This window comes from Streptomyces sp. NPDC027185 (assembly GCF_055567035.1).
The window spans coordinates 243008-255134 of sequence record NZ_JBVHRF010000001.1 but is presented as its reverse complement, the minus strand read 5'-3'; the positions used below and the strand labels follow the sequence as shown (position 1 = coordinate 255134).

The window sequence follows — 12127 nt, the reverse complement described above, 5'->3', positions numbered from 1 at the left end:
CCTTCGACGTGGCAGCACCGCAGAACTACCTCGCAGTCATCAAGGTCGTCGGCATCGGCGGCGGTGGCGTGAACGCCATCAACCGGATGATCGAGGTCGGGCTCAAGGGCGTCGAGTTCATCGCGATCAACACCGATGCGCAGGCGTTGCTGATGAGCGACGCCGACGTCAAGCTCGACGTCGGCCGCGAAATGACCCGCGGACTCGGCGCCGGGGCCAACCCGGACGTCGGCCGTAAGGCGGCCGAGGACCACCGCGAGGAGATCGAGGAGGTCCTCAAGGGGGCCGACATGGTCTTCGTGACCGCGGGCGAGGGCGGCGGCACCGGCACCGGCGGCGCCCCCGTCGTCGCCAACATCGCCCGTTCGCTGGGCGCCCTGACGATCGGTGTGGTCACCCGGCCGTTCACCTTCGAGGGCCGCCGACGGGCCAACCAGGCCGAGGACGGCATCGCCAGCCTCCGCGAAGAGGTCGACACCCTCATCGTCATCCCCAACGACCGCCTGCTGTCCATCTCGGACCGCCAGGTGAGCGTGCTGGACGCGTTCAAGTCGGCGGACCAGGTGCTGCTGTCGGGTGTCCAGGGCATCACCGACCTGATCACCACGCCGGGCCTGATCAACCTCGACTTCGCCGACGTCAAGTCCGTGATGTCGGAGGCCGGTTCGGCGCTCATGGGCATCGGCTCGGCGCGCGGCGACGACCGCGCGGTGGCCGCCGCGGAGATGGCGATCTCCTCGCCCCTCCTGGAGGCGTCCATCGACGGCGCCCGTGGCGTGCTGCTCTCCATCTCCGGCGGCTCGGACCTCGGTCTCTTCGAGATCAACGAGGCCGCGCAGCTGGTCAGCGAGGCGGCGCACCCCGAGGCGAACATCATCTTCGGCGCGGTCATCGACGACGCGCTCGGCGACGAGGTGCGCGTCACCGTCATCGCCGCGGGCTTCGACGGCGGTCAGCCGCCGGCCCGCCGCGACACGGTCATCGGCTCCTCCTCGGCCAAGCGCGAGGAGCCGGCCCCGGCCCCGAGCCGTCCGGTCACCCCGCCCGAGCCGCGTTCGTCGTCCTTCGCCGGACTGGGCGCGGTGCCGGTGCGGGACGAGGAGCCGGCCCCGGCCGAGCCCTCCTCGCTGAGCGAGGTGCTCTCCCCGCAGCCCACCACCCCGCAGGTGCCCCCGGCCCGTCCGTACTCGGACACCGCGGCCGAGGAGCTGGACGTCCCCGACTTCCTGAAGTAGCCGAAGCACAGCAGTGATAGGGCAGCAGCGGTACGCGAGCGGCGCGCACTTCGCCTTCACCGACAGGTGGGGCGGGGTGAGCGCCGCTCCGTACGATCAGCTCAATCTCGGCGGCGCGGTCGGCGACGATCCCGCGGCCGTACGGGAGAACCGCGCCCGCGCCGCCCGGGAGCTCGGCCTCGCGCCCGGGGCCGTGGTCTGGATGAACCAGGTGCACGGCAAGGACGTCGCGGTGGTCGACGGCCCGTGGCGCGACGACGACATCCCCTGTGTGGACGCGCTGGTGACCACCCGCCGGGGCCTGGCCCTCGCGGTGCTCACCGCCGACTGCACCCCCGTACTCCTCGCCGACCCGGTCGCCGGGGTCATCGGCGCCGCGCACGCCGGACGGCCCGGGATGGTGGCGGGTGTGGTGCCCGAAACGGTCCGCGCCATGACCGCGGCGGGCGCGCGGCCCGACCGGATCACCGCGCACACCGGACCGTCGGTGTGCGGACGGTGTTACGAGGTGCCCGCCGCGATGCGGGACGAGGTCGCGGCCGTCGTCCCCGAGGCGTGGGCGACCACCTCCTGGGGTACCCCGGCGGTCGATGTGACCGCGGGGGTCGTCGCCCAACTCGCCGCCGCCGGCGTACCGGTCAGTGAAGATTCCCACATCTGCACCCTGGAATCGGCGGACCACTTCTCCTATCGGCGCGACCGCACCACGGGGCGGCTCGCGAGTTATGTATGGCTGGACGGGGCGTTGTGACGGATCGCAGGAGTGAACTGGCCGCCAATCTGGCACGGGTCGAGGAGCGCATCGCCGCCGCGTGCGCCGCAGCCGGGCGCCGGCGTGACGAGGTCACGCTGATCGTGGTCACCAAGACCTACCCGGCGAGCGACGTACGGCTGCTCGCGGAGCTGGGCGTGCGTCAGGTCGCGGAGAACCGCGATCAGGACGCCGCACCGAAGGCCGCCGAATGTTCTGATCTGCCCCTTACTTGGCATTTTGTTGGTCAACTGCAGACCAACAAAGTCCGCTCCGTGGCCGGCTACGCCGGGCTCGTCCAGTCCGTCGACCGCGCCCGTCTGGTCACCGCGCTCTCCAGGGAAGCGGTGCGCGCGGAGCGGGAGATGGGGTGTCTGATCCAGGTGGCGCTGGACGCCGGGGCGGGGGAGCGGGGCGACCGCGGCGGGGTGGCGCCGGACGGTGTCGCCGCTCTCGCGGAGGCGATCGACGGTGCCCAAGGGCTGCGCCTGGACGGTGTGATGACGGTCGCACCGCTGGCCGGGCCGTATGCCGGGCGCCAACGGGCCGCGTTCGAGCGGCTCATGGAAATCTCAACCGACCTGCGCGCCGCTTATCCTGCTGCCACGATGGTGTCGGCGGGCATGAGCGCGGACCTGGAGGACGCCGTGGCGGCCGGAGCGACACATGTGCGCGTCGGCACTGCGGTACTCGGAGTCCGTCCACGCCTCGGGTAACGTCGCCAAGCAAGTCGGACCACAGCACAAAATATGGTCATTCCCGTAAAAAATGGGACAGGCCCAGTGGATCCAGGGCACCCGGTGACGGAGCCGATCCACCACAGAGCGGAGGACGCAGAGAATGGCCGGCGCGATGCGCAAGATGGCGGTCTACCTCGGCCTCGTGGAGGACGATGGGTACGACGGCCGGGGGTTCGACCCCGATGACGAGTTCGAGCCCGAGCTCGATCCGGAGCCCGACCGCGGACGGCGGCAACAGCAGCAAGTGCAGCCGGAGACACGCCCGGAGCGGGAGGAGCCGGTCAGATCCGTACAGCCTCCCGCGCAGCGTGAGCCCGCTCCGCTGCCCGCGGAAAGCGGACGACCCGCCCGAATCGCCCCCGTGGCATCCATCACACCCGACCGTCCGAATCTGGAGAAGAACGCACCGGTGATCATGCCCAAAGTTGTGTCCGAGCGGGAGCCTTACCGCATCACCACACTGCACCCCCGGACCTACAACGAAGCCCGTACCATCGGGGAACACTTCCGTGAGGGCACTCCGGTGATCATGAATCTCACGGAGATGGACGACACCGACGCGAAGCGACTTGTCGACTTTGCCGCCGGGCTAGTCTTCGGTCTGCACGGCAGCATCGAGCGCGTGACGCAGAAGGTGTTCCTGTTGTCGCCTGCTAACGTCGATGTCACGGCGGAGGACAAGGCCCGTATCGCAGAGGGTGGGTTCTTCAACCAGAGCTGAGACGCAACACCGGGCACACCGAGGCCGCGAGGCCGACACGAGGGATCAGGGGAGAGGGACGCGCGAAGATGAATGTCTTTGGGCAGGTGATCTACATCGCGCTGTACTGCTTCCTGATCGTGTTGATCTTCCGGCTGGTGATGGACTACGTGTTCCAGTTCGCCCGTTCATGGCAGCCAGGCAAGGCAATGGTCGTCATTCTCGAGGCCGCTTACACCATCACGGATCCGCCACTCAAGCTTCTGCGGCGGGTCATCCCGCCGCTGCGTCTCGGGGGCGTGGCGCTTGACCTGTCCTTCTTCGTATTGATGATCATCGTATACATCCTGATCACCGCTGTGAGGTCGGTGTTGTTGGTGTGAACGATACGGTCTTGCCGATTGCCGACGACTACGTTGAGGTGAAGTAGAGATGCCGTTGACCCCCGAGGACGTGCGGAACAAGCAGTTCACGACCGTCCGCCTCCGAGAAGGCTATGACGAGGACGAGGTCGATGCCTTCCTCGACGAGGTGGAAGCCGAACTGACCCGTCTGCTGCGGGAGAACGAGGACCTGCGCGCGAAGCTGGCCGCCGCCACGCGGGCCGCCGCGCAGAACCAGCAGCAGGGTCTGCGTAAGGGACCCGACCAGCAGCAGGAGCAGCAGCAGCGCGGCGGGGCCCCGGTGCCCGCCGCCATATCGGGTCCGCAGCCGGTCCCGCCGCAGCAGCAGGGGATGGGTGGACCTCCCCAGCTTCCCGGCGGTGCACCCCAGCTGCCCGCAGGTCCCGGTGGACACGGCCCGCAGGCCGGTCCGCACGGCCCCGGCCCGATGGGCCCCGGCGGTCCGATGGGTGGCGGCCCCCTGGGCGGCCCCGGCGGTCCGCAGCAGCTGCCCCAGGGCGGGCAGCAGCAGGGCGGTCCCGGCGGTGACAGCGCGGCGCGCGTGCTGTCGCTGGCGCAGCAGACCGCCGACCAGGCGATCGCGGAGGCCCGTTCCGAGGCCAACAAGATCGTCGGCGAGGCGCGTTCGCGCGCCGAGGGCCTGGAGCGGGACGCCCGCGCCAAGGCCGACGCGCTGGAGCGGGACGCGCAGGAGAAGCACCGCGTCGCGATGGGCTCCCTGGAGTCCGCCCGCGCCACGCTGGAGCGCAAGGTCGAGGACCTGCGCGGCTTCGAGCGCGAGTACCGCACGCGTCTGAAGTCGTACCTGGAGAGCCAGCTGCGTCAGCTGGAGAACCAGGCGGACGACTCGCTGGCCCCGCCGCGGACCCCGGCGACCGCGTCGCTGCCGCCGTCGCCCTCGATGGCGTCGGCCGGTGCCGGCTCCATGGGCGGTGGCAACCACACCATGGGTGGCGGTCAGTCGATGGGCAGCCACAACGGCGGCTCCAGCGGCGGCCCGTCGTACGGCGGCCAGCAGCAGATGGCGCCCGCGATGACCCAGCCGATGGCTCCGGTGCGGCCGCAGAGCCCGCAGCCGATGGGGCAGGCGCCGTCGCCGATGCGCGGCTTCCTCATCGACGAGGACGACAACTGACGTAGACGGCGCACCGCGTCGCACACGTTCGGCAATCAGGGCCGGGCCCCGAGGGACATGTTCCCCCGGGGCCCGGCCCTTTCGCGTACGGGGATGCCGGGCGGCGCCCTCGGGACCGCATCCGGTGGACGGGCCGCGACGCGGTGGACGGAGTCCCTGGACCGGGTCGTTCCGAGGGGTCGTCAGCCCGGGTGCGCCTGCCGTCCCCCGTTCGTGCGGCGCTCTTTCGGGGGCGGTGGTGCGGGGTGGCGCGGTGACGCCGGAAGGGAAATCGCACCGGTCGCCCGGGGTCGCCGGGAGGGGAATCGCCTCGGTCACCGGGCCCGCCGGGACTCGCTGGGAAGAGACACCGGCGCCGCCGCGACGGAACACGGTCGGCGCCGCCGCGGCGGGCCGCGGTCGGGGCCACCGGGGAAAAGCGCCGGGCCCCCGGCGCACGTGGAGTGTGCCGGGGGCCCGTGACCTACGGCGGGCGGTGCCGCCGGAGGTTATGCCTTGCGGAGCCGGAAGGAGAGGCCCAGGGCCTCGTCCGTGAACGGCTCGCCGTAGGCGTCGGCGGTGTCGGACGCGTCCTGTTCGGCGGCGAAGGCGGTGGCCAGGACCTCGTCGGCGATGAGCGCGGTGTGCTCGGCCAGGGCGGTGCGCAGCTCCGTGTCGGTGGTCTCCCAGCGCAGGGCGATCCGGTCGGAGACGTCCAGACCGCTGTTCTTGCGCGCCTCCTGGATGAGGCGGATCGCGTCGCGGGCCAGACCGGCGCGGCGCAGCTCCGGGGTGATCTCCAGGTCGAGGGCGACGGTCGCGCCGGCGTCGGACGCCACCGACCAGCCCTCGCGCGGGGTTTCGGTGATGATCACCTCGTCCGGGGCGAGGGTGACGGTCTCGCCGTCGACCTCGACCGTCGCGGCACCGTCGCGCAGCGCCAGCGAGAGCGCCGCGGCGTCGGCGGCGGCGATGGCCTTGGCGACCGCCTGGACGCCCTTGCCGAACCGCTTGCCCAGGGCCCGGAAGTTGGCCTTGGCGGTGGTGTCGACCAGCGAGCCGCCCATGTCGGAGAGGGCGGCGAGCGAGGTGACGTTCAGCTCCTCGGTGATCTGCGTGCGCAGGTCGTCGGAGAGGGCGGCGAAGCCGTGCGCGGCGACCAGTGCGCGGGAGAGCGGCTGACGGGTCTTCACGCCGGATTCGGCGCGGGTGGCCCGGCCCAGCTCGACGAGCCGGCGCACCAGCTGCATCTGCGCGGACAGCTCCGGGTCGATCAGTCCCGGGTCGGCCAGCGGCCACGACGACAGGTGGACGGAGTCCGGCGCCTGCGGGGTGACCGGCACGACGAGGTCCTGCCAGACCCGCTCGGTGATGAACGGTGTGAGCGGCGCCATCAGCCGCGTCACCGTCTCGACGACCTCGTGCAGGGTGCGCAGCGCGGCCGGGTCGCCCTGCCAGAAGCGGCGGCGGGAGCGGCGCACGTACCAGTTGGAGAGGTCGTCGACGAAAGACGACAGCAGCTTGCCGGCGCGCTGGGTGTCGTACGCCTCCAGCGCCTCGGTGACGCCTTCGACGAGGGTGTTCAGCTCGCCGAGCAGCCAGCGGTCGAGCAGCGGGCGCTCGGCGGGGGCCGGGTCCGCGGCGGAGGGGGCCCAGTTCGAGGTGCGGGCGTAGAGCGCCTGGAAGGCGACGGTGTTCCAGTACGTCAGCAGGGTCTTGCGGACGACTTCCTGGATGGTGGTGTGGCCCACCCGGCGGGCGGACCAGGGGGAGCCGCCGGCGGCCATGAACCAGCGGACCGCGTCGGCGCCGTGCTGGTCCATCAGCGGGATCGGCTGGAGGATGTTGCCCAGGTGCTTGGACATCTTGCGGCCGTCCTCGGCGAGGATGTGGCCCAGGCAGACGACGTTCTCGTACGACGACTTGTCGAAGACGAGGGTGCCGACGGCCATCAGTGTGTAGAACCAGCCGCGGGTCTGGTCGATGGCCTCGGAGATGAACTGCGCCGGGTACCGCTTCTCGAAGAGCTCCTTGTTGCGGTACGGGTAGCCCCACTGCGCGAACGGCATCGAGCCCGAGTCGTACCAGGCGTCGATGACCTCGGGGACGCGGGTGGCGGTGAGCGCGCAGCCTTCGTGGGTGCAGCCGAAGGTGACGGCGTCGATGAACGGGCGGTGCGGGTCCAGGCCCGACTGGTCGGTGCCGGTCAGCTCGGTCAGCTCGGCGAGCGAGCCGACGCAGGTCAGGTGGCCCTCCTCGCAGCGCCAGATGGGCAGCGGGGTGCCCCAGTAGCGGTTGCGGCTCAGCGCCCAGTCGATGTTGTTCTGCAGCCAGTCGCCGAACCGGCCGTGCTTGACGGAGTCCGGGAACCAGTTGGTGTTCTCGTTCTCGCGGAGCAGGGCGTCCTTGACGGCGGTGGTGCGGATGTACCAGGACGGCTGCGCGTAGTAGAGCAGCGCGGTGTGGCAGCGCCAGCAGTGCGGATAGCTGTGCTCGTAGGCGACGTGCCGGAAGAGCAGGCCGCGGGCGTCGAGGTCGGCGACGAGCGCCTCATCCGCCTTCTTGAAGAACTCGCCGCCGACGAGCGGCAGTTCCTCGGCGAAGGTGCCGTCGGGACGGACGGGGTTGACCACCGGCAGGCCGTAGCTCTTGCAGACCTTGAGGTCGTCCTCACCGAAGGCCGGGGCCTGGTGGACGAGACCGGTGCCGTCCTCGGTGGTGACGTAGTCGGCGTTGACGACGAAGTTGGCGCCCTCCAGTTCGACGAAGCCGAACGGGCGGCGGTAGGCCCAGCGCTCCATCTCGCGGCCGGTGAACGACTCGCCGGTGGCGCTCCATCCCTCGCCGAGCGCCTTCTCCAGCAGCGGCTCGGCGACGACCAGCTTCTCGTGGCCGTCGGTGGCGACGACGTACGTGACGTCCGGGTGGGCGGCGACGGCCGTGTTGGAGACCAGCGTCCAGGGCGTGGTCGTCCAGATCAGCAGCGACGCCTGGCCGGCGAGCGGGCCGGAGGTCAGCGGCAGCCGGACGTAGACGGACGGGTCGACGACCGTTTCGTAGCCCTGCGCCAGCTCGTGGTCGGACAGGCCGGTGCCGCAGCGGGGGCACCAGGGGGCGACGCGGTGGTCCTCGACCAGCAGGCCCTTGGAGAAGATCTCCTTCAGCGACCACCACACCGACTCGATGTAGTCGGGGTCCATGGTGCGGTACGGGGCGTCGAGGTCGGTCCAGTACCCCATGCGGGTCGTCAGCTCGGCGAAGGCGTCGGTGTGGCGGGTCACCGACTCGCGGCACCTGGCGTTGAACTCGGCGATGCCGTACGCCTCGATGTCCTTCTTGCCGTTGAAGCCCAGCTCCTTCTCGACGGCCAGCTCGACGGGGAGGCCGTGGCAGTCCCAGCCGGCCTTGCGGTCGACGTGGTAGCCCTGCATCGTGCGGAAGCGGGGGAAGACGTCCTTGAAGACGCGGGCCTCGATGTGGTGGGCGCCGGGCATGCCGTTGGCGGTCGGGGGGCCCTCGTAGAAGACCCATTCGGGCCGGCCCTCGGACTGCTGGAGGGTGCGGGCGAAGACCTTCTGTTCCTGCCAGAAATCGAGCACGGCGTGCTCAAGGGCGGGTAGGTCGACCTGCGCGGGCACCTGGCGGTACTGCGGCTGCTCACTCATCGGGTTCCTCCGGCGGACACCTGCTGCGTTCTCCGTCCGGAGGGACGAGAGCGCTGCTCCCGCGGTACCACCCTCCTTGGCGGTGACCTGCCACCGCCCCCTCATTGGGGTCGCGCTGCCGGTTCTACTCGCCCGGGACGCTGCGCGGGCTTTCTTCCGGCGGCTCCGGGGTGATCTTCACGTCGCGCACGCCTCCGGGCTCCCACCGTCCCCGGATCGCTGCTGGCTGCCTACGACGCTACTCGTCCCATCGACGCCTGTCGCTGCGCCCAGTGTACGGGGCGGCGGGGACGGTGACCGACCGGTTTTCCCCGGCGGGGGCCGGGCCCCGCCGCCACCCGAACGCGGGCGCGGGCGGGTGGTGGCGGCGGCCGGGGCCGTGGGCGGCGGGTCCGGTGGTTGGGCGGGTGGCGGCGGGGGCAGAACCGGGGCAGAGCGGGGATATGGGCGGTGCGTCCCGTTGCCGCACTTCGTGTGGCGATTTATCGTTCCCGTCACGATTCGCGAACAAGATCACATAGGTGAAGGGGTCGCGGCCATGGTGGCGAAAAAGTCCGCCGCGCAGAAGAGCACGACACCCGCCGAGGAACCCGCCGCGGCCCGTCCCGCCGCTCCCCAGGACACCGGGGCGACGGACTCCGGCACCCCGGAGACACCGGCCGGGACCCGGAAGACCCCGGCGAGGAAGACGGCGAGGAAGGCCCCGGCCAAGAAGGCGGCGGCGAAGAAGGCCGCGCCGCGGGAGACGGCCGAGGCCCAGGCCCCGGCGAAGAAGACGGCCGCCGCGAGGAAGACGGCGAAGACGACGGCGAGGAAGACGGGAGCCCGGACGGTGACGGAGAAGACCGCGGCGGCGCACGGCACGGACCCGGCTGCGGCCGCGGCCCTCGCGACCGCCGCCCCCGACGACCTGGCCGTCCGGCCGGGCGAGGACCCCTGGACACCGGAGGAGGTCGACGAGGCGCGGGCCGGTCTGCTGGCCGAGGCGGAGCGGCTGCGGACCGAGATCGCCGCCTCCGAGGACGCCGTCGCCGGGCTGATGCGGGACTCCGGGGACGGCGCGGGCGACGACGAGGCGGACACCGGCACCAAGAACATCACCCGCGAACACGAGCTGGCGCTGGCCTCCAACGCCCGCGAGATGCTCTTCCAGACCGAACGTGCCCTGGGCCGTCTGGACGCGGGCACGTACGGGCTCTGCGAGAACTGCGGCAACCCGATCGGCAAGGCCCGGATGCAGGCGTTCCCCCGGGCCACCCTCTGCGTGGAGTGCAAACAGAAGCAGGAACGGCGCGGCTGAGGGGCGGGGCCCCACGGGGTGGCCGGTCCGGGGCCCTTCCGCGCGCCGGGCACGTTCCCTCGTACGCCGGGCACGCTCCCGGACGCCGGACGCCGGACGCCGGACACGCTCCCGGACCCGGGCACACGCCCGGACGCCGGGCACGTTCCCGAGGTCCGGGGTGCGCCGCCGGGCCGGGACCTCGCCCGCGCCGCCCGGCCCCGGTCGCGACCACGCCCGGCCCCGGTCGCGACCACGCCCGGCCCCGGTCGCGACCACGCCCGGCCCCGCGTCCGGCCGCCCCGTACGCCTCGGCCCCGTACGCCTCGGCCCCGTACGCCTCGGCCCCGGGCCCTCCGGCCCCGGGCCGCGCCGCTCCTGCGCGTATCCGTCCCCCGTTCACGGCCGTCCGGGCCCGGCCGTGTCCGTCCGTCGCCCGGTGCACCCGGCCCCGGCGGTCCTCCGGGTGGGTGCCGTACTCTCGTTCCTCAGCCAGGCGTGGCCTGGCGGGGACGCTACGGGTTGAGGGACGCGCACAGTGGCAGAGGCGGAACGCATCACCGGTACGCCGGAATCCGGATCGGGTTCCGGGGCGGACTTCGACGCGGGTTCGGAGGGGGGACGTCCGGCGGAGCCGGAGCGGGGCGAGAGCCGCGGCAAGCGTCGCATCCCGGCGCTGCTGCTGGTCGCGCTCGTCGCGTACGTCCTGGACCTGGGCAGCAAGCTGCTGGTGGTCGCGAAGCTGGAGCACCATGCGCCGGTCGAGGTCGTCGGGACGCTGCTGCAGCTGTCGGTGATCCGTAACCGCGGGGCGGCGTTCAGCATGGGGGAGGCGCTGACGATCTTCCTCACGATCATCGCGGTGGCGGTGATCGTGGTGATCTTCCGGATCGCGCGCAAGCTCTACAGCCTGCCGTGGGCGATCGCGCTGGGGCTGCTGCTCGGCGGCGCCTTCGGCAACCTCACCGACCGGCTCTTCCGCTCGCCGGGCGTCTTCGAGGGCGCGGTGGTCGACTTCATCGCCCCGGCGCACTTCGCGGTCTTCAACCTCGCCGACTCCGCGATCGTCTGCGGCGGCATCCTGATCGTGATCCTCTCCTTCCGGGGCCTGGACCCGGACGGCACGCTCCACAAGGACTGATCCGCCCCACGCGGGCGGGCCCGTCGGCCGCCGGGCGGGCCACTCCGGTCGGACTGCCATACTCGTGGGGTGAGCACGCTTCCCGATATCCGCACCCTGCCCGTACCGGACGGCCTGGAGGGCGAGCGCGTCGACGCCGCGCTGGCCCGCATGTTCGGCTTCTCCCGTACGAAGGCCGCGGAGCTGGCGGCCGCCGGCAAGGTCCGGGTCGACGGCTCCGAGGTGATGAAGTCCGAGCGGGTGCACGGCGGCGCCTGGCTGGAGGTCGAGATGCCGCAGGCGCCGGCGCCGGTCGAGATCGTCGCCGAGCCCGTCGAGGGCATGGAGATCGTCCATGACGACGACGACGTCGTGGTGATCGTCAAGCCGGTCGGCGTCGCCGCGCACCCCAGCCCCGGCTGGAGCGGCACCACCGTCATCGGCGGACTGGCCGCCGCCGGGTACCGCATCTCCACCTCCGGCGCCGCCGAGCGCCAGGGCATCGTGCACCGCCTCGACGTCGGTACCTCCGGGCTGATGGTCGTCGCCAAGTCCGAGCGCGCGTACACCCTGCTCAAGCAGCAGTTCCGGGAGCGGACGGTCGACAAGCGGTACCACGCGCTGGTGCAGGGCCACCCGGACCCGATGAGCGGCACCATCGACGCCCCCATCGGCCGCCATCCGCAGCACGACTACAAGTGGGCGGTGATCGCCGAGGGCAAGGCGTCGGTGACCCACTACGACCTCATCGAGGCGTACCGCGCCGCCAGCCTCCTCGACATCAAGCTGGAGACCGGACGCACCCACCAGATCCGGGTGCACATGTCCGCCCACCGCCACCCTTGCGTCGGAGACCTGACGTACGGCGCGGACCCGACGATGGCCAAGCGGCTGGGGCTGACCCGGCAGTGGCTGCACGCGATGCGGCTGGGGTTCGAGCATCCGTCGGACGGCCGCTGGGTCGAGTTCGAGAGCGCCTACCCGGAGGATCTGCAGCGGGCGCTGGACACCGTGCGGGACGAGAGTTCCTGACGCTCCATCGTTTTCCGGGTCCGGTCGTCAGCGGAAGGTGACCGTCCGCTTTCTGTCCGGACATGGCAGGCTTGGGACGAAAAGTGA

The 12127-nt window shown here is 71.7% G+C and carries 10 protein-coding genes; 9 read left to right on the top strand and 1 reads right to left on the bottom strand.

Translation table 11 applies throughout. From position 1 onward, the window contains the following. Positions 1 to 8 precede the first annotated feature (8 nt). The 6 genes from ftsZ to ACZ4M8_RS01065 all read left to right on the top strand — a co-directional run bounded on the left by ftsZ (position 9) and on the right by ACZ4M8_RS01065 (position 4965). The gene (ftsZ, locus tag ACZ4M8_RS01090) at positions 9 to 1235 is read left to right on the top strand and encodes a cell division protein FtsZ (protein ID WP_450958598.1); all 1227 of its coding nucleotides are present in this window, start codon (positions 9 to 11) and stop codon (positions 1233 to 1235) included. Between the two features lie 13 nt (positions 1236 to 1248). Further along, complete coding sequence (gene pgeF, locus ACZ4M8_RS01085) at positions 1249 to 1986, top strand: peptidoglycan editing factor PgeF (RefSeq protein WP_467602253.1); 738 nt, start codon at positions 1249 to 1251, stop codon at positions 1984 to 1986. Further along, positions 1983 to 2702 carry a YggS family pyridoxal phosphate-dependent enzyme gene (locus ACZ4M8_RS01080; RefSeq protein WP_467602251.1) on the top strand — a complete coding sequence of 240 codons (720 nt, stop codon included), beginning with the start codon at positions 1983 to 1985 and terminating at the stop codon, positions 2700 to 2702. Before pgeF ends, ACZ4M8_RS01080 begins: the two co-directional genes overlap by 4 nt. Positions 2703 to 2826: 124 nt before the next feature. Beyond that, complete coding sequence (locus tag ACZ4M8_RS01075; RefSeq protein WP_399092352.1) at positions 2827 to 3447, top strand: cell division protein SepF; 621 nt, start codon at positions 2827 to 2829, stop codon at positions 3445 to 3447. 68 nt (positions 3448 to 3515) lie between these two features. Beyond that, positions 3516 to 3809 (top strand): YggT family protein, encoded by a 294-nt coding sequence (locus tag ACZ4M8_RS01070; RefSeq protein WP_399092355.1) that lies wholly within the window; start codon positions 3516 to 3518, stop codon positions 3807 to 3809. Between the two features lie 49 nt (positions 3810 to 3858). Then, positions 3859 to 4965 carry a DivIVA domain-containing protein gene (locus ACZ4M8_RS01065; protein WP_467602249.1) on the top strand — a complete coding sequence of 369 codons (1107 nt, stop codon included), beginning with the start codon at positions 3859 to 3861 and terminating at the stop codon, positions 4963 to 4965. Positions 4966 to 5453: 488 nt separating this feature from the next. Here ACZ4M8_RS01065 and ileS read toward each other — a convergent pair whose 3' ends face one another. Next, entirely contained in the window at positions 5454 to 8609 is a 3156-nt protein-coding gene (gene ileS, locus ACZ4M8_RS01060; RefSeq protein WP_467602248.1) for an isoleucine--tRNA ligase, read from the bottom strand. A 538-nt stretch (positions 8610 to 9147) separates the two neighbouring features. On the opposite strand from ileS, the gene ACZ4M8_RS01055 reads away from it, so the two are divergent. From ACZ4M8_RS01055 to ACZ4M8_RS01045, 3 genes are all read left to right on the top strand, one after another. Continuing rightward, positions 9148 to 9909 (top strand): TraR/DksA family transcriptional regulator, encoded by a 762-nt coding sequence (locus ACZ4M8_RS01055; protein WP_467602246.1) that lies wholly within the window; start codon positions 9148 to 9150, stop codon positions 9907 to 9909. Positions 9910 to 10426: 517 nt separating this feature from the next. Next, positions 10427 to 11029 (top strand): signal peptidase II, encoded by a 603-nt coding sequence (lspA, locus tag ACZ4M8_RS01050; RefSeq protein ID WP_467602244.1) that lies wholly within the window; start codon positions 10427 to 10429, stop codon positions 11027 to 11029. Positions 11030 to 11098: 69 nt separating this feature from the next. Next, complete coding sequence (locus tag ACZ4M8_RS01045) at positions 11099 to 12040, top strand: RluA family pseudouridine synthase (protein ID WP_467602242.1); 942 nt, start codon at positions 11099 to 11101, stop codon at positions 12038 to 12040. The last annotated feature ends 87 nt before the right edge of the window (positions 12041 to 12127 follow it).